The 18831-nt window shown below is 42.1% G+C and carries 16 protein-coding genes; 7 read left to right on the top strand and 9 right to left on the bottom strand.

The window, feature by feature from the left end; all coding sequences use genetic code 11:
• Positions 1-380 precede the first annotated feature (380 nt).
• From map to PLE34_RS10555, 4 genes are all read right to left on the bottom strand, one after another.
• The gene (gene map, locus PLE34_RS10570) at positions 381-1145 is read right to left on the bottom strand and encodes a type I methionyl aminopeptidase (protein WP_324556627.1); all 765 of its coding nucleotides are present in this window, start codon (positions 1143-1145) and stop codon (positions 381-383) included.
• Between the two features lie 208 nt (positions 1146-1353).
• Positions 1354-2529 (bottom strand): sialidase family protein, encoded by a 1176-nt coding sequence (locus tag PLE34_RS10565; protein ID WP_324556625.1) that lies wholly within the window; start codon positions 2527-2529, stop codon positions 1354-1356.
• An 821-nt stretch (positions 2530-3350) separates the two neighbouring features.
• Positions 3351-5906, bottom strand: a complete 2556-nt coding sequence (locus PLE34_RS10560) for a DEAD/DEAH box helicase family protein (protein WP_324556623.1) — start codon at positions 5904-5906, stop codon at positions 3351-3353.
• Positions 5907-6275: 369 nt separating this feature from the next.
• Positions 6276-6635, bottom strand: a complete 360-nt coding sequence (locus PLE34_RS10555) for a BRO family protein (RefSeq protein ID WP_324556621.1) — start codon at positions 6633-6635, stop codon at positions 6276-6278.
• 227 nt (positions 6636-6862) lie between these two features.
• Between PLE34_RS10555 and PLE34_RS10550 the strand changes: the two genes are divergently transcribed.
• The 3 genes from PLE34_RS10550 to PLE34_RS10540 all read left to right on the top strand — a co-directional run bounded on the left by PLE34_RS10550 (position 6863) and on the right by PLE34_RS10540 (position 10056).
• Entirely contained in the window at positions 6863-7618 is a 756-nt protein-coding gene (locus tag PLE34_RS10550; protein ID WP_324556619.1) for a DUF542 domain-containing protein, read from the top strand.
• A 134-nt stretch (positions 7619-7752) separates the two neighbouring features.
• On the top strand, positions 7753-8997 hold the full coding sequence (locus PLE34_RS10545) for a PAS domain-containing sensor histidine kinase (RefSeq protein WP_324556617.1): 1245 nt from the start codon (positions 7753-7755) through the stop codon (positions 8995-8997).
• Positions 8998-9000: 3 nt separating this feature from the next.
• Positions 9001-10056 carry a response regulator gene (locus tag PLE34_RS10540; RefSeq protein ID WP_324556615.1) on the top strand — a complete coding sequence of 352 codons (1056 nt, stop codon included), beginning with the start codon at positions 9001-9003 and terminating at the stop codon, positions 10054-10056.
• On the opposite strand, the gene PLE34_RS10535 is transcribed toward PLE34_RS10540, so the two are convergent.
• On the bottom strand, positions 10053-10451 hold the full coding sequence (locus tag PLE34_RS10535) for a hypothetical protein (protein WP_324556612.1): 399 nt from the start codon (positions 10449-10451) through the stop codon (positions 10053-10055). The two genes, PLE34_RS10540 and PLE34_RS10535, sit on opposite strands and share 4 nt — an antisense overlap.
• 184 nt (positions 10452-10635) lie before the next feature.
• Here PLE34_RS10535 and PLE34_RS10530 point away from each other — a divergent pair, with 184 nt between their 5' ends.
• Positions 10636-11109 carry a pyridoxamine 5'-phosphate oxidase family protein gene (locus PLE34_RS10530; RefSeq protein ID WP_324556610.1) on the top strand — a complete coding sequence of 158 codons (474 nt, stop codon included), beginning with the start codon at positions 10636-10638 and terminating at the stop codon, positions 11107-11109.
• 30 nt (positions 11110-11139) lie between these two features.
• Positions 11140-11526, top strand: coding sequence for a hypothetical protein (locus tag PLE34_RS10525; RefSeq protein ID WP_324556609.1), 387 nt, complete (start codon positions 11140-11142; stop codon positions 11524-11526).
• A gap of 130 nt (positions 11527-11656) precedes the next feature.
• On the opposite strand, the gene PLE34_RS10520 is transcribed toward PLE34_RS10525, so the two are convergent.
• Together PLE34_RS10520 and PLE34_RS10515 are read right to left on the bottom strand one after the other, a co-directional pair.
• Complete coding sequence (locus PLE34_RS10520) at positions 11657-12688, bottom strand: AI-2E family transporter (RefSeq protein WP_324556606.1); 1032 nt, start codon at positions 12686-12688, stop codon at positions 11657-11659.
• An 89-nt stretch (positions 12689-12777) separates the two neighbouring features.
• A complete protein-coding gene (locus PLE34_RS10515; protein ID WP_324556604.1) occupies positions 12778-13725 on the bottom strand; it encodes a hypothetical protein in 948 nt (315 codons plus the stop codon).
• A 186-nt stretch (positions 13726-13911) separates the two neighbouring features.
• Between PLE34_RS10515 and PLE34_RS10510 the strand changes: the two genes are divergently transcribed.
• A complete protein-coding gene (locus tag PLE34_RS10510) occupies positions 13912-14298 on the top strand; it encodes a DUF302 domain-containing protein (protein ID WP_324556602.1) in 387 nt (128 codons plus the stop codon).
• A 56-nt stretch (positions 14299-14354) separates the two neighbouring features.
• On the opposite strand, the gene PLE34_RS10505 is transcribed toward PLE34_RS10510, so the two are convergent.
• Entirely contained in the window at positions 14355-14978 is a 624-nt protein-coding gene (locus PLE34_RS10505; RefSeq protein WP_324556600.1) for a YceI family protein, read from the bottom strand.
• 336 nt (positions 14979-15314) lie between these two features.
• On the opposite strand from PLE34_RS10505, the gene PLE34_RS10500 reads away from it, so the two are divergent.
• Positions 15315-15869, top strand: a complete 555-nt coding sequence (locus tag PLE34_RS10500; protein ID WP_324556598.1) for a sugar O-acetyltransferase — start codon at positions 15315-15317, stop codon at positions 15867-15869.
• A 74-nt stretch (positions 15870-15943) separates the two neighbouring features.
• Here PLE34_RS10500 and PLE34_RS10495 read toward each other — a convergent pair whose 3' ends face one another.
• Complete coding sequence (locus tag PLE34_RS10495) at positions 15944-18613, bottom strand: c-type cytochrome (RefSeq protein WP_324556595.1); 2670 nt, start codon at positions 18611-18613, stop codon at positions 15944-15946.
• Positions 18614-18831: the final 218 nt, after the last annotated feature.

Here is an 18831-nt window from a genome sequence, read left to right as displayed (position 1 = left end):
ATTAGTGTAGTTTAATGCCATTATCCAATGCGTATGAACAAGAAAAAGCATTGATCAAAGTCAATGCCTTTTCAGCGTTCGCCTGCTACTATAATTTCCCTTCCCGTCGGGGTCTTCCCAGCCCGGCGATTGCGCGAAGAGTGAGACCCCGACGACTAATATAAAAATTATTTTTAGCAACCATCTGTTGAAATTCCCAGCGCCAGGGTCTCATGGCTACTCACAATATCTTTTCATGAAGACCCCGGCGCGAATGATTATTTTATGGATAGCTGTAATAGCCTGCGGCAGATTGTTAGCATATTAAGGCCGGTTAGCATCACAATTGTACCGGTGGGTCACATCCGGGCAACTGCGTGGAGAGCGAGGCCGGCGAGTCGTTAATTCCAAATTTCATTCATTTCTGTCAGTATCATTGGTCTTCCGTCAGTAATTACTATGGTATGTTCGTGTTGCGCCATAAAGCCGCCTTTATTTCCAACCATAGTCCAGCCGTCACTCAGCGTTTCGGCATATGTTGATGTTGTTGATATAAATGTTTCAACGGCAACAACAGCATTTTTCTTAAATCTTGCCACATTAAACCGGTCTCTGTAATTCGCTATTTCGGTTGGTTCTTCGTGAAGACTTCTGCCTATCCCGTGTCCTGTAAGGTTTTTGATGACTTTGTAACCCCGTTTTTTTGCTTCTGTCTCTATCAGATGACCGATGTCAGAAATGCGAACCCCACCTTTTATATTGCAGATTGCTTTATATAAAATTTGCTTTGAAGCGTCTATGAGCTTTTGGTGCCGGTAGATGTCTGCACCAAGCACAAAAGAGCCTCCGTTGTCTGACCAAAAACCGTTAAGCTCAGCCGAAACATCAATATTGACCAGATCGCCCTCTTTCAGTATTTTATTGTTTGACGGAATACCGTGGCAAAATTCATTGTTTACACTTATACAGGTCCAACCCGGAAAACGATAGGCTAAATAGGGCGCCGATTTTGCACCCAAATCCGAAAGTATTGTTGCCCCATAGTTGTCTAATTGTTTAGTTGTTATACCGGGTTGAGCATAGTTTCTCATTTCCTTCAAAGTGTAAGCAACAGCTTCACTTGCCTTTTTCATACCGGCTAATTCTGTTTCTTTTGTTATTGACATACTATCCCTTTTTTGTTGTTTGTTGGCTGTGTCGTTACAGCCTGGTCGCTAAAGATTAGCGTACTGCCGGGCATTTGGGAAATATTCAGCCGGGAACCAAAGCCTGACAAAGTTACTAAAGTTGAGATTAAGCGTTAAAGTCTGATGTTGTTCGATGCGCAGAAACGACAATGGCTTTTTATGACCCCGGCGCGACCCGCTGAAATGATTATTCTTTGCCTTCAGCAGGCGGAGTCCATATCGTTGCGCCGATATATCTCTCGGGGCCTGTTTTATCATCCATAAAATAATATATCACCACTATTTTACCATCGGGGCGTTGCACCACCCTGGGATAACCGATATCCTGTCCCGATCCGTCATTCCGCAGTATATAATCTTTACTCCAGGTTTTACCGTTATCGCTGCTGATACGGGCTCTTATATCACTGGTTTGGGTTTTAGCCCGGATGCTCTCCAGACCGGCCCTGTAACCGTATACCATACAGATCCTTCCGTCTTTCATCTTCAGCATGGCCGGCGGATTTCCTATGCCGGTATCATCCGACGCATTTTTTAACTGCGTCCAGCTATTGCCGTTATCAGCCGACAACCAGGAAGCAATAAAACTACGGTCGCCCTCTTTTTGGCGAACGGTTACTAAAATTTCATGCTCTGATATACGAACGGAAGCAGGCATGATGGCGTAGCCTGCCGGTTCTTCGCCTATCCATGACAGGAATGACCAACTTTTGCCGCCATCCGTTGTCTTTACGCACAACACCCTTCCTTCTTTACCATCTGATTTGGCCGAAGTAATAAAAAGCATACATGCTGCTTTGCCATTAATAATGTAATCTGTTCTGGCCGCGGTACCCGCAGTACCAAAGTTGGGTAAGGCAAAAGGCCCTTTCCATTGATGACCCTTATCATAAGAGTACCAATAGCGCGACTGTCCTGCATTGCCATTGGAGCGCACCGTTAAAGCAAAACCGGGGTGCAGGAAATTGATAGCTTCATTCTGTTCTAAAACTTCCTGCTGGGGAACATCTGTCCTGGGTTTGGCCATAAAATAACCATGTGGCACCAGTCCGCCCGTTTTGCCCGGATCTTCGATCGTCCATGTATCACCACCATCCACACTTCTTGCCAGCATGTGCTGCTCCTGCTTATCCCTGTCAATATTATGTCTCGCGCCCAAATCTTTATATACACCTTTTGAAAAACCAACCAGTATCTCATTACCCCATATCCATATGCCATTATTGGCCGGCCATCCCCCGTACATACCAGGCTTATAATAAACCTTTACCTGTTTAACCGCTTCCGGTTCCTCCTGTGAAAACGAGCCGTTGCAACCCAGGATAAGCAATGAGGCGAACGCAAGGAACCTGTAATTTTCCATGTAAAATATATCTATTGTTATGTTTATCCTAAAATGGGGTGTTTCCTGCCACAAATGATTATTCGTGCATTTGTGGCTATATCTCCCTTTACTTAAGCATGCGAATCCTTAAGAAGATCAACAGCCCTCCTGCATACTCATTTCACTATCATTATTTAAGTGAAGAGGAATACTATTGCCACTGAAAGGCAAAGTATTCGCATTCTCCTTTACTTAAATTTTTTAAGCGTGCGGAATATTGCTGTTCCTTCCCGACGGGGTCTTCGCCGCCGGGAAATTGTGCAGAGGGCGAGACCCCGGCGAATCGTTCAGCACCAGGGTCTCATAGCTAACCTACAACGGCTTTTGATGAAGACCCCGGCGCGAAGCAAAGTTGCAGTATGATATCCATCAATGTCCCAATTGCAAGAAGGGAAAGATGGAAGAAGTACTCAGCTTTGATAACAACGGACCACCACAATGGTTGATAAACAAATTACGATCACAAATACAAAAACGCTAATCTTATTTTTTGATGCCAGCCATCGAAAGGGCGACCTATTACCTGCACCTGTAAAAGCAATATGAATTGACGGGAAAATATGAATATAAACACTCACAAAACAACTAATCACCCTTATGGTTGCGCACGAAAGCCGCACAATCATATAAAGTCAACCCATTTTATTGAGTTAAACAAGGTCTTGATATAAAACTCAATTTTCGAAACCCCATAATAAATAACCGGTTCCCTTCGCTTCAGTCAACACAGGCCTAAATCGAAGTTCCGCTATGCTAAACTTCGTTTAAGCCCTATATGTTGTATGACGTTTTTTTGTTCGTCATTCGTTGTTTCCTTTTTTTGCGTTTTCGCTTCGTGTCAGAAGTTGTAAGTTTTCAAATACGGTCAGTCCGCCGTTGTGCATTGGTTTGATGTGGTCAATTTGAAAGTCAAGTTTGTTTTTGCTTTTGTACCCACTATTGGCACAATAGTAAAATCCGCTTTCGTCTGTAAACTTTGCAAAAACGCTGTCCCGAAGTTGCTTTTCATAAACAGGGTCTTGTTCACGAAGTTGGCTGAAAGATAGTTTTTCGTAACTTCTTAATTCTTTTTCTTCTTTTGGCTTTATATCGCGTCTTACAAATAATTCGGGATGGCTTAATCTTGTTTTTGCAAGTTGTATTTCTCTCAAAAAGTTCCGTTTGTCAAAATTGAAAAATGTTTCCCAAGCTGTTTCATTGTCTTCCCAAATTTTGTTTAGCAACTCGGTTTGTGATTTTTCGCCAAGGTCTTTTTCTCGAATTTCAACAGCGATTTTATCAATGTCGTATTTTTCTCTGTCTTTCAGTTCAACATACGGTGGTAGCTCATCTTTAATTGTATAATACTGCAAAATATTTTTTAAATCTTGCACCAGATAAGCAGGATATTTTAAGGTGCCCTTGAAAAATTCATCTTCTATTATCTCTGCAAGTTCTTCCAATTCGTCATCATGTAAATAATCTCGTTCGGTTAATTTGTGTTGTATGAATAAACTTGGCAATGCGTTAATGAAATCTTTGTATGATTGAAGAATATTGTCATAAACTAAGACTTCGCAATTTTTATCAATTTCCTCATCGTCAATTTGCTCTAAATATCTGAATTGATAAATTCCAACAGGAAAGCGTTCAATAAAACTCAGTTTTTCAAGTTCTTCTCGTTTTTCAGGGTCAATGATTTTGTTGGTTAAAATTGCAAACTCTTCAATCTTATTGATTGCTACAAGTCGCAAAATTTGTTTCTTGGTTTCTCTATCAACATCTTTGAAGTTGATATTGTCTTCAATGTAAAGTTTTTCAGGATTTACCCAAGCTACCTTATTTTGCCATTCATCTATAAAGCTAACAATAAAGGCTTCTTTTGTTCCTCCTGCTTTTGGTCCTCGCAACCCACGACCTATCATTTGTGTCATTAAGATTGACGAAATCGTGGGTCGTGCTAAAAAGATAGATTGAACATTGGGAACGTCTGTTCCTTCTGTTAATATATTTACGTTGATAAGAACTTCAATTTCACCATTTCTGAACTTTGCAATTTTATCTTTATTGTCTTTACTTGAAATAGTTACACCTGTTGCCTGGTCTTTTACTGTTGAAATTACAAAGTCAGATTTTACTCCTTGTTCTTTGAACATTGCGTTTAGTGCAATAGCGTTATCAACATTCAAAGCAAAAACAATAGTTTGTTTGTATTTTTCCTTATTCCTTATATATCTGTTTACGATTGTGTGGTTTCTGTCGTCATTTTCAGCAATGGTTTTGGCAATGCCCGAACCAATGCTATCAATATCAAAGTAGTTAAGTTGTATTATTTGTTCATCGCTTAATTCCTTGATAAAATTCAATCCTGTACTTACTTCTTCAAAATGTGGTTCAGATAATATCCCTAATCGTATGAGAGTTCGTAAATCAATTTTATAAACGATGTCATCTGGAAAAACTTTTTTTAGTAAGCCCTGTTCCTTGTCTGCTGTTCTGAAAGGTGTTGCGGTTAATCCTAAAAGTTGAAAATGTGAAACGCTGTTTTTAATACTCTCGATAACCTGTCGATAAGTTTTTGCTGTTGCGTGATGTGCTTCGTCAATTACTAAAAATATTTCTTCTGTGTTGTTCTTTATCCAATTATTGTAGAGATGATTAAAGCCTGCTTTAATGCTGTCTTTACTTGAAATTATTAAATCGTCTGTTTGTTGAATATTTATTGGCTTGTCATGAATACCCGAAATAATTCTGTAATTAAAATAAGATCTTTGCTCAAAAATATCGTTGTATGCAAGTTTATCGGCAAAGGTTGATTTTGCTTGCTCTAAAAGTTCGTGTCTGTGGGCAAGCCACAAAACTTTTTTTCCTTTGTCTAAATAATTTCTACAAATCCAATGTGCCGCAGTAATTGTTTTTCCGCCACCCGTTGGCAAGACTAAAAGCCCCGCAAATGGATTTTTATTTGTCTTGATTATTTTTTCTTGCAGGTTGTAAAATGCTTTCTCTTGGTGTTCATAAGGCACAATTCCACTTTCAGCATTTGCAATGTTTATCTTTCCTGCGTATTGATAATTTATTGTTTTTGTTTTGGGTTGGTGGTTAGTATTATTTATATTTTCAGTCAAGCGAAAGGTAATTGTTTCACCTTTGTGAAAGTCTTCTAATCTTTTTACTTGCTCTTTCCCTGCCCAAAATGTGATGTTTTTATTCTTAAACTGTCTGTCAAACTTAGCAAGAATATCAAATTTCCTTCTGTAAGTCATTCCAATACGGTCAAAAAAAGTATCGTATCTTCTATAAGTCAGGTTACTTTGGTTTTTGTTTATGTCGCTTAAAATTTCAGCAACAACTTCTCTGATTTCCTTTAATTCCATATTATTGTTATGTCTGTCTGTTGTGGTTGCGGGTTGTTCGGCAAAATGGCATACAACGCTTTGCTTTACGCAACAAAAATTAATTTTTAAGTATTTATAAACGCTTACAAACGGCTTTGCTTCAACGGCACAGTTCTCATAACCATATAAATAAATATTACGGTTCAGTTCTTACCTGTTAAATCATATACACGGAATTGGATGGATTGAGTATTGGGTATTATATAGGGTGTAGACTGCAATGGTTATCAAACCTATTCATTTATTTTTAAAATTGAAAAAGTTTTTTCCTTCCCGACCGGGTCTTCAGCCGGGAAATTGTGCAGAGGGCGAGACCCCGGCGAATCGTTCAGCACCAGGGTCTCATAGCTAACCTACAACGGCTTTTGATGAAGACCTCGGCGCGAAGCTAAAAAGTTCTCTTGTGCGTTGTGTCGCCAATTCAGGATTTTCAATTTCATCTAATCTGTCAGAACCTACTTGTGCTAACCATAGTTTAAAAGGTTCTGCTTTAGGCGATGGAATTGATTGAATGATTCTTAAAAGTCCTTGTGCATTAGCACAATTGAGCTTTTGTTTGCCGCCAGCGGTATCAACCAAAAGGGGGGTGACAAGTTGTCCCCACCCTTGCGAAAGGAGTTTGTTCCGCTTACGCATTTTTTTATGTAGTCGGTTGCATTGGGTGTGTCTGCTAATACCTGTACAACATCGGCTACTACGAAATACCATTTTGGGTCTGGCTCATTCCAGACTGTTCGTATTTGTTTGCTCTCAAATAATTTAATATTGCTCATATTCGGTCATGCAGCACCAAAAATACTATGGCGTCAAACCTGCATAAAGGCGCTTACCTGTCAAGGATCAGGAAAACGTATGACAATTATCAGGTTACTCCTTTAGGAGAGATGATATTTTTACGAAACCGCATTACAAAAACATAGATATCCGGGTGAAATATGCTTGAAGGAATTAAACGAATGGAGGCAGGAGCCTGCGTTTCGGATATTGTTAAAAACGATTACCGTACGGCCGGCGTATTTAAAAAATACGATATTGACTTTTGCTGCGGGGGAAAGTTCCCCTTAGAAATAATATGTGCCAATAAAGGCCTGGCTATAGCCGAAGTGCTGCAGGAACTGGAAGCCGCAACGTATACCATAGCCTCACATGCCGCCCATGAATACCATACCTGGAAACCGGATTTCCTGGCCGACTATATTATACATGTGCATCACCGCTATCTTGAAAAGGCCATACCCGAAACAACAGCTTATCTTGAGCATCTTACAAAAAAACATTCCGCCCAATATACGTATCTGCCGGAGCTCCGGGATATTTTTGAAACTTTTTCCGGCATTATTGCGCCCCGGCAGCAGCAGGAAGAAGAGATCATCTTTCCTTATATTCGCCAGGTAACAAGGGCTTATCTCAACAAGGAGTCCTATGCCGCCCTGCTGGTACGTACGCTGCGCAAGCCGGTTGAGCAGGTAATGCTGCAGGAACAAAAAACGGTAGAAACGCTGATCCGGCAACTGCGTGAACTTACTCAGAATTATACTCCACCCCCAAATGCCTGTATTACACATAGCGTGGCGCTGCTGAAACTACAGGAATTAGACAACGATATTGTTCATCACATGCGCCTGGAGAACGATATGCTTTACCCGCGGGTACTTATCATGGAAACCGAGCTCATGAACCAGAAAGATTAGGTATAAAATGCTTGCCGCTTGCCTTAATTGCTTTATTTTGACGAATATTTTACTGGTGGAACATAAAAAAGTCTTGTCCTGATTTATCAGGGGTACACCCAATTTATCGGACAAACGCCGGAAATAAGAATCATATGATGGACCTGGATACGGCACACCTTGTGTCTTTATTTGAACATGCAACGGAAGGCATTATACTTACCAATAATAAGGGGGCGATTACATTAATTAATCCTGCCGCAGAACGCATGTTTAAATATGATGCACGGGAGGTAATTGGAAAGCCTATTGAAATGCTGATTCCACAGCGCTTCCATTCGCTTCATTCGGGGCAGCGCCGCGAATTTTATGGTCATCCTCAAAACCGGGTAATGGGGTCGGGAAGAGACCTTTACGGCCGCAGAAGCGATGGCTCGGAAATTCCTGTAGAAGTAAGCCTGAGCTTTTATAAAAGAGAAGAGGATCTGTTTGTAACGGCTTTTATTGTAGACATTACGCATAGGAAAAGCATAGAGCAGAATATGCTGCAGCAACAGGTGGAGCTGGAAAGAATGACCAACGACATGCGTAAGCTCAATACACAGCTTGAGGTAAAAGTAGAAGAAAGAACGCTGATATTAAAAGAAGCACTGCAAAAGCTGGAACAATCGCAGAAAGAGCTGCACGATGCGCTGAATAAGGAAAAGCAGCTCAGTGAAATCAAAAGCAGGTTTGTTTCTATAGCCTCGCATGAATTTCGTACACCGCTGAGCACTGTGCTTTCTTCGGCTGCCTTAGTTTCTAAATATACCACTACCGCTGAACAGGATAAAAGAGACCGCCACGTTGAAAAAATAAAAAATGCCGTAAGAAATCTAAATGATATCCTTGATGATTTCCTCTCCCTCGGAAAGCTCGAAGAAGGCAAGATAGAAACACATCCCGTGGCATTTAACATAGAGGAATTCATGGAAGAAGTGCTGGAAGAAATAAAACCCCAGGAGAAACCAGGACAGCAGATCGTTTTCTCCTGCGAAGAAAATCCGGTTATCTTTTCCGATAAACGGCTCCTCAAAAACATTATCATTAACCTGCTGGCAAATGCCATTAAGTTCTCCGGAGAAAACACCTCAATTGATATCAGGAGCAAAACCCGCCCATCGCATTTTGAGATCAGCATCACCGACCAGGGTATTGGTATTTCCGAAGAAGACCAGGAACAATTATTTTCAAGCTTTTTCAGGGGGAGAAATGCCGTTAACATACAGGGCACAGGCCTGGGTCTTCATATTATAAAAAGATACGCAGACCTTTTAAAAGGAACCATTCAAATAAAAAGCGCTTTAGGCAGGGGAACCACCGTTACCGTTACGATCCCTGCCGCCCATCAAAAACAATAAACCATGCCAACAGTTTTAGTTATTGACGACAATGCAGACATTCGTGATAATACCGCGGAAATACTGGAGCTCGCAGGCTATACGAGCCTGACCGCCGGGAACGGGAAAAAGGGTGTTGAAACGGCATTGCGGGAGAAGCCGGATATTATTATCTGCGATATTATGATGCCCGAATTAGACGGCTACGGCGTGCTGCACCTGTTGCAAAAAAACGCCGATACACGCAATATCCCTTTCATTTTTTTAACAGCAAAAACCGAAAGATCAGACCTGCGCAAAGGCATGGAAATGGGAGCGGATGATTACATTACCAAACCATTTGAAGAAATTGAGCTGCTGAATGCTGTGGAAGTGCGGCTTAAAAAACGGGAGATCCTGTCTCAAAAATACGAGCAGGGCGCTTCAGGTATTACTCAGTTTATGAAAGATGTAAATGATTCAGGACTTATACAAAAGCTCACCAACCAGTATGATGTAATACCTTATAACAAAAAACAATTTCTTTACCAGGAAGGAAAACGGGCCCGGTTCCTGTATTATATCGTAAAAGGAAAAGTGAAGGGTTTCAGAACCCATGAAGACGGCAAAGAATATATTACCGACCTGTTCAGCGAGGGAGACTTTATAGGCTACGCTCCTATTATTGAAGATAGAAATTATGAGGATAGCGCTATTATACTGGAGGAGGCTGATATTTTGCAGTTGCCCAGGGAGGATTTTCAGAAAATGATATACAATGACCTTTCCGTAGCAGCAAAGTTCATCCACCTCATTACACAAAATGTAAAGGAAAAGGAAGAACGGCTGCTTAACCTGGCATACAGCTCATTGCGTAAGCGCATAGCTAAAGCGCTGGTAGATATTCACAATAAGTTCAATGCCGGCGGACCTTCAAAGCGCATAGAAATATCGAGAGAGGATATTGCCCAGTATGTAGGCACTGCTACGGAATCGCTGATCAGAACGTTAAGTGATTTTAAATCAGAGAAGCTGATTGAGATTAAAGAGGGAAAAATTATTGTGTCGCATCCCGATCAGCTCAGCAACCTGCTGTACTAATCATCATTGCGGCTCAGATCATAATCATCCCGTATGGTATTCTTTTTCTTATCCGGCGCCGAAATTTCCCTGCCATGCTCATTTTGGTGAGCAAGGGTCCAGTCGTCTGTCATAGTGGTTTCCAGCCATATATTTCCCGAACGCCTGAACACCTGGGCATGAAGGGGAAACAAGGCATCGAGCGCCTGTTCCAGCTCCCTTACCTTCATATCTCCTGAAATTTCTATGCTTCCTTCCCTGATCTTTTGCTGGGCTTCCGCAATGCTGCGGTCGCCGGGCAGCAGATGGTGTATCCCCTGGTTTTTGAAAAACTCAATTTTCAAATAGGGAAATGTATTGCTGAATGCCTTTTGTACATCACTGATCGGGAGCTTCGAGGAAATATGCAAATACATGATCGGGTTTTACTGTCAAATGTATATATAAGCCCGGCATCTTAAAAGAACCCGCATCAATACGAACCATGAGTTTAATCAATATGAAAAAAGTGATTACTATCAGCATGTTGCCTGCGGCTACCTGACCTTCATCAGCTCCCGTGCCATAAAACATTGCTTATCTTTGGCAAAATAACAGCTCATGTTTGGAAAATTAAGCCCGGAAGATATAGAAATATTACTGCAACTGCAACTGGTGGGCAGAATTGGCTGTCATGCCAAAGATGTGACCTATGTAGTACCGATCAGCTATGCTTACGATGGCACCTACATTTACGGGCATACTTTTGAAGGCATGAAGGTGGAAATGATGCGTAAAAATCCAAAAGTCTGCTTTCAGGCAGATGATACCAGGGACCTTTCCAACTGGCAAAGCGTTGTTGTATGGGGAGAATTTGAAGAGCTGCCCCAGGAGCCTGAGAGAACGCAGGCGCTTCAAAAGCTTATGGAAAGGAAATTGCCGCTGATCAGCAGCGAAACCATGCATCTTACCTCCCAGTGGCCCTTCCGGGATGAGGATGTAAGCAAAATATCGGGAATTGTTTTTCGTATCCGGGTAACAGAAAAAACCGGGCGCTTTGAGAAAAGCACAGAAAAGCATTTTTTTGCTTCATAGGCAGCATGGCAATTTCCCGGCTGGCATATTATGAGGATCATTTTATTGATACTGCTTTGCTTTGTTGGAATTACCGTGGTAGTTTGCGGCGGCATAATGATGTTATATCCCGATGGAGTTATATTACAACTGCAGCATGACACGCTGAAACCTACTCCCTTTAAAACTTTTTTCATACCCGGCCTCGTCTTGCTTCTTTGCCCGGGCCTATCCTGCAGTATTGCAGCTGCAATGGTACTGCTTAACCGCAAACAATGGTACAGGTGGTGCCTTACCGGCGGTGTAATGATTACAGGATGGATTATCGTACAAATGATTCTGCTCCAAACCATAAACGCATTACAATTGCTGTATTCAGGAGCAGGATTATTCATCCTTTTGCTGGCTTACCAGCTTAAGGGAAAATGGGCGGTGTAAGCACTGGCGGCACATTTATATCGTTCCCGAAATATCTTTCACCTTTCACCTCTCACCTTCACGTTTCACTACTCACCCCGATAAACGTGAGACGATAAACGATAAACGTGAACCTTTCTCCTCTCACTTCTCAGCTTTCACTCCTCCCCAGCAAAAGATTCAGCGGTTTCCATTCTTCAACATAATCGGTACCGATCTTTAATAAAGCAACAAAAGGTATAAACAATACCATTCCGGAAACGCCCCATAAAATTCCACCGGCTATAATAGCTACCAGCATGGCCCAGGTACTTACATTCAATTGTACGCCCACCACTTTTGGAAATATAACATTGGCTTCTAAGTATTGCACCACGGCAAAAACGGCTATCACACCTGCCGGGTACCATACAGAATCGGTAGAAAGCCATGCTATGGAAATGGGCAAAAGCGCGCTTACTACAATACCCACGTAGGGGATAATGGTCATAATTGCGCAAAGCATTCCAAACAGTACCGCGTGCTCTATTCCAAGCGCCAGTAACCCAATGCTGTTAAGCACGCCCACGATAATGTACACCAGTATCATTCCCTTGATGTAGTTAAAATAGGTATCTATCATTTTGGGCAGCATCAAATCCAATTTCTGCCTGTGCCTTTCGCCGGCCACCCACCGGAGAAACTGAACAAATACGCGCCGGTGATAGAGGAACAGGGCCGTGTATATGGGGATCAGGAATAACATGAAAACCATGTCAAGCATATTATTAATTACCGTTTTTGCCAGGCCGCCTATACTGCCCAGACTTTGCTGCGCCCAGTTGGCGGTGGTTAAGCCAAAACTTTCCGATATCCATTGCGCGGCCTCCTGCCCTGTTGCCTGCAATTTTTTAATAAGACCGGGCGCGTCCTCGCGAAACATATTGATTTGCCAGATGAGCAGCGCCGCAATTCCTGCAAAAAGAAGCGCTACAATGAGCAGGCAAATGGTAATGGCTATACCTTTAGGAAAACGCTTTTGCTCAAGCCATTTACAAACCGGGTACAGGATCATGGCAATGAGCAATCCAAAAAACAGGGGAATAAAAAGCGTCTTCCCCACATACAGTATAATGGATGCAAAAAATACGATCTGCAGGTATTTAAGCGTATTACCGGCAGGCTGAACAGGATTTGTTATCATATATAATCAGATATTGATCAATGTAAAAGTACCTGGTTAGCGGCTTATCTTTTTATAGTCAGTTTTAATCCGGTAGAAGACTTTATATTTTATTCTGTAAGTTCAATAATTCTTTTATCAATACGCCAGCTTTCCTTGTTGCTAATATTAATTACCGATTTCCTTTCTACTTCAATTTTTAACGGAACACCCGGATAGTAAAAATATTCAAAACGATTATTATCAAAAATATCAATCCGTGCTGTCTTTATTTCTTCATTCAACTCCTGATCTTTTAGTCCCATCTTCTTCAGCACCTCTAAAACTAAACGCTTTGCATCATCGGAATTTATCTTCATCTGATTTACCAGAACACAACGTTTCTGAATAGTGTCGGCACTTTCCAAAATTAGTTTTGCATCACCCTTTATCGCTGTTTCCCCAAACATATTAGGAAGCTCTTCTTCATATAAGACCGGCTCATTCATGACACATTGAATACCAAAAGGGAAATGGATATACCGAAGATCTTTCATTGCTAATTCTTCTATTCCCTGCTTTGATCCATACACTGCCATTAAAGACTCCATATATTTTTTTAAACCATCCTGGTCTTTACCCGATTCTTTTTCTCTTTCCCTAACCAGTTCATTCATCATTTCCTTCATCGTTGTGCCAACTTCCTGCCAGTTTTCGACACCGGTAAAATCACCTACCTCCGAGGTATTGTAAATGATTTCCAGTGAGCTGTATTTTGATAACCTATCACGCAACTGTGGGGTAAGGCTGAGAGATGACAACAGGGTGTTTTCAAGCCCCCATTTAAGTGTGTATGCGTTTTCTGTAGAATCAATTACCTCAAGTTTACCAATATATTGTGAGGAGTCTTTTTTTGTCATTACCCCTTCCTTCCATTGTTCATTTATCCTTGTTACTTTAAACCGCCAGGAATCACCAACTGACCAATAGCTTACGAAAGCTACTTTTACAGTATCCGGTTGAGCACGGACAAAAGCCTGCATGCAGGTTAACAAAAGAATTATAATACCCGTTTTCATTGGCTTACATATATTAACGCCGTTGTTGGTGTTGTGTGTAGATTCTTATGTATTGGCTTCACCAACAACGGATAAGCCTTTACAAGTTATGTTATTTGTACCGAATGTAACATAAGTAACAGCACGGTAAATGGCATTAGCTGATCTTTGCCGTAAAATAGTCTTTTACCTAAAACCATAATCAAAATGAGCTACTATTTTTCAACAATCACTGATAATGATTTTGACAGTGCGATTGCAAAAGTTACGGAAGCATTAAAAAAAGAAGGATTCGGTATACTTACTGAAATTGATGTGAAGGAAACATTCAAAAAAAAGCTGAATGTTGATTTTAAAAAATACCGGATCCTGGGCGCCTGTAATCCGCATTTCGCGTATGAAGCCCTGCAGGCGGAAGATAAGATTGGTACCATGCTGCCCTGCAACGTTATTGTGCAGGAGCACGGGAACGGGAAAGTTGAAGTAAGTGCGATAGACCCGGTTGCATCTATGATGGCGGTTAAGAATGATGCACTTGTCCACACAGCCGCGCAGGTGAGGGAAAAGCTGCGTAAAGTGATTGAAAATGTATAACAAAAATCCCCGTTGCTTCTATGCAACGGGGAAAATATAAAGAGGTGGTGAACGCCTTATTGGCCTGCTACCAGGTTAATTTTAAAGTTGATCTCATCGCTGATGAGGTCGTCTTTCATTCCTTCATAAGCTACGCCCCAGTCTTTACGGTTAATATTAAAATCGGCTTTAGCCGCAAATTTTGTGGCGCTGCTTTCTATTACTTCTGCTTCGTAAGTAATGTTTTTAGTGGCATCACGAAGGGTAAGATTACCGGCAACAGCAATTTTACCATTTTCCAGCTCCTTTACTTCAGTAATTTCAAATTTGCTGGTCGGGTATTTTTCCACCGCAAAAAAATCATCCGACTTCAGGTGATTCTCTAATTTCCCCTTGTATTCTGGATCAGTAAGATCTTTATTATCAAGAGAAGCCATATCAATAGTAAAAGAACCGCCAGCTAATTTACCCTCATTCAGGATCAGCTCGCCGCTGTGAAGGTTAATGGTACCGGTATGCTGACCGCTTACTTTTTTACCCAGCCAGGTAATAGAAGAACCTGCGGGATCAACTGCCAGCTTATCACCTTCGGCCACACCTGCAGCTACGGCATCCTTGGTTTCGGCTTTATCCCCCTCGGGATTGCTTACGCAACTTGCTGCCAGCACGGCAACAGAAAGAAAGAAAAATACTTTTTTCATTTTGGTTTTTTAAAATTTAAATGCAAATTTAATGTTTAAACATTAACTGTAAAAGAAACAATGATGGTAATTTTGGAAAAAATGGGAGCTGTTTTTTTAACATATTTATAATCAGCATAATACAACTTATAAATATACAACTATATACATTTATTTAACATACTCCGGTAAAACTTAAAGCGCTTCAAACTGCTTCACAATAATCGGTCCCGAAAAGCAAAAAAGAAAAAATTAATTCAACTTTAAAATGCTTATCCTTTCAAAATAAACAATCATTACCACTTAACTTCAGGGGCACCTGTATGTTTTCGATAAACGAGTTTTAAAATATTTGTCATGCCAACAGAAAAACAAAAAATGTCGAACGGCGATCTGTATAATGCTTCCGATCCCACCTTATTAGAAGAAAGAAGGAATGCCAGGTTGTTGTGCAACCAATTTAACCGTACAACGGGCGGGGAGGAAGAGGTAAGAAAACAGATTTTAAAAGACCTTATTCCCGACCAGGGTACTGCTTTAACGATTGAACCGCCTTTTTTTTGCGACTATGGAAGTAATATATCCGTAGGCTGCAATGTATATTTTAATTATAACTGCATCGTGTTAGACGTGATGAAAGTTACGATTGGCAGCAATGTGCTGTTTGGTCCTTCAGTTCAAATTTATGCTGCCACCCATCCCATGAACTGGGAGGAAAGGGCTTCCAGCCTTGAGCTTGGAAAACCTGTTACCATTGGCTCAGATGTTTGGATTGGCGGAGGAGCCATCATCTGCCCCGGCGTTACCATTGGTAACCGCTGTGTAATAGGCGCGGGGAGCGTGGTAACCAGGGATATCCCCGATGACAGTTTCGCGGCCGGGAATCCCTGCCGTAAAATAAAGGGCCTTTAACAAAAAAACTCCGCCCGGTATAATATCCGGGCGAAGTCTTTTTTTATTGCGAATAATTTACAAAATTTCCTATCCTATTTTTTACCTGTATATACGGCGTTGTTTTGATCTCCGCCTGACACTAAGTAAGCGATCAGGTCTTTCAATTCTTCACCGTTCAGCCTGTTGATCATACCCGGCAACATAGGCGACACTTCAGACACCCTTGTGCGGGCCACATCTTTTTTCGGAATTTCCCGAACGATCTGCGGCGCAAAGGGATTCTGGGAAATAACATAATGATCACCTTCTTCTTTTATGAGTCTTCCCAGCACGGAACCACCGTCTTTCAGGTAAAACACCGTGGCGCCATACTGGTCTGAAATGGTTTTGCTTGGTTCAATGATCGCTTCTAATATATCCTTCGTAGAAAAGCGGGTACCCAATTGCGTCAGGTCGGGGCCCGATATGCCGCCTTCCCCTTTCATGGTATGGCAGGATATACAAAGTGACGCGGCGAACATGGCTTTTCCCTGCTCAAAATTACGGTTGGTAAGCCCGCTGTCTATAACCGCAACAGCATCTTCCATTTTCCATCTTCTGCCGGGCCCTTTAGGTTGTACAGCAGCGTCTGCCAGCTCATTGCCGGTACGGTTCACTATGGAATCGCCCGAAATGGTATTAAAATGAGCGAATTCGGCTTTAGATACATTTTCCAGCGCATTGGTCCGCGCCTTGTTAATAAATCCCCTGAAGCTATGACCGCCTTTATAGCTGAACGCGGTATAAAACCACTGGAAATATTTTTCACGCAATTCAGGTGTCCAGCCGGTTTTTGCCTTGCTTAGCACATTGGCATAATAGGTTTGCTGCTGAGGCGGCACTTTCGATAACATATTAGCGATATCCATTCCATATTGCGGGTTACGCATAATAAGATCGGAGGAAGAAGTAAAGGTTTTTTGGGTATCCTCATCTTTTGCTGTAGCTATCAAAGCCATTGTTTTTTCTACCGCTTTTGGCGCTTCAATATATACCAGCACTTTACTCAGCCCGCGGTTGAGCTCATTGGTATTGGCAGGATACTGCGGATCAAGGTAAGCAATTGCCCTTTCCCTTACCGCCCCGTCGGGTTGCCCCATCCGCGAAAACACCAGCTCAAAAGCACGAACAATATCTATTTGCTGCGGCTCAGAAAGCTTTGCATAATCAATACCCATGAGGGAATTCAGCACCTGGTTTTTTACCCCGGCATTTCCCTGGCGGGCCAATGCAATAAGCGCCGCTGTAGCTGCTACCGGGTCTTTCTCATCCAATGCGCGTTGCTGCCACTGGCTTACCGGTTGATGTTCAACCGCGATACGGGCCGCATAACGAACAAAACGATCACTATGATTCAAATAAGACCATGCAAAATCAAGCGCACCTGCCTGTGGGGCTCCATGGTATGCCTCTAATTGTTTGCGTAATTTACTTTCCGGTGTTTCTACAGGAGTACCTGCCAGTTCATCGGTTGTTTTTCCATCATTATCCTGGTAATATACCCTGTACAGGTCTGATTCGAGCCTGCGCCCACCGGTTAAAAAATACATGGCGCCATCAGGACCAATTTCCCCGTCTGTTAACGGCAATGGAGAGCCCGAAAGAAATTCTTCCCCTTTCGCGCTATAGGTGGCGCCATCGGGTTCAAGATGAATGGCATATATAATGCCGAAGCTCCAGTCAAAAGCAAACAAAGTATTCTTATATTTTTCAGGAAAGCGCGCGTTTCCGCTATACATCAGGTTAGTGGGTGAACCCTGCCCGATATTCATAACAGGTGGTAAATTATCGGGGTAAGCCGGCGACCATTTGCTGTTGCCCGTACGCCAGCCAAATTCGCTGCCACCGGTTGCATGGCAAATACGTGTAGGGCGGTACCAGGGCAGGCCGAAATCCCACTCCATATCCGAATCATAAGTAAATAAATCACCTGCCGCGTTAAATGCTATGTCAAAAGCATTGCGATAGCCTGCGCTAATCATTTCCCAACGATTGGTTTCAGGGTCAACTTTGGCAATCCATCCACCGGGCGCTTTACGGTCAACCGCATGCCCGTTGGGATCTGTTATTAAAGGAAAAAGATTATCCTCTTTCCAGTTGGAAGGCAACTGGTAAGCATCCAATGGTGGCACATCGGTATGATTACCGATCACAACATAAATGGATTTTTTATCAGGCGACAGTATTACACTGTGCGGGCCATGCTCCCCTTCTCCTTTCAGCGCCTTCATCAAGGTTACTTTATCAAACTGGTCGTCGCCATCCGTATCCTCCAAACGATACAGTCCGCTTGTTCTGCTGGATGCATCATTATTCAGGTTATTGACCATTACATATAAACTGTTGAAAGCGTATAATAAGCCATGCGCGAACCCGATACCCACTTTCTTATTGGTGGTATCGTTTACAAGGGTGGGATCATTGGGTATAACCAGCTTTTCAATAGTTGTTTTACCCGTATCTCCCACAGCCGGTACCACCAGGCGGTATAAAGCGCCATACTGGTCGGAGGCGATAATGCGTCCTTTATCATCAAAGGTCATGGAAACCCAGGAGCCATCCTCATTTTCGGAAGGACCAAACAGCCGCTCAGCCTTAAAGCCGGGCTGCAATTTTAACCGCTCTACTTTGGGATCATCAGAAACGGTGGTTTCAGGGCTTTTTCCATCTTTGCAGGAAAAGAGCACAAGGGCGAAAGCAGCAATCGCTACAAATGATTTCACTGGCGAAAAATTTAGATACATAATTAAGCATTAATATTTACTTATAAATTCCCGGCAATCCGGGCAGGAACTTTTTCAGTACTTCCAAAGATTAGTATTTTCTTTTAATGAACCTACCTGTACTGTAGGGTGCTTTGTTTAAAGATGCGGAGTTATCATTCATTAACTGCACACTACAACGCAAAATCATCCTGTAAAAGCTGCCAGCCGGCTAAAGC

This window comes from Agriterribacter sp., assembly GCF_035445465.1.
GTDB lineage: Bacteria > Bacteroidota > Bacteroidia > Chitinophagales > Chitinophagaceae > Agriterribacter.
Note: the sequence above shows the minus strand (reverse complement) of the source record. Positions and strands in the feature narration are given on the sequence as shown.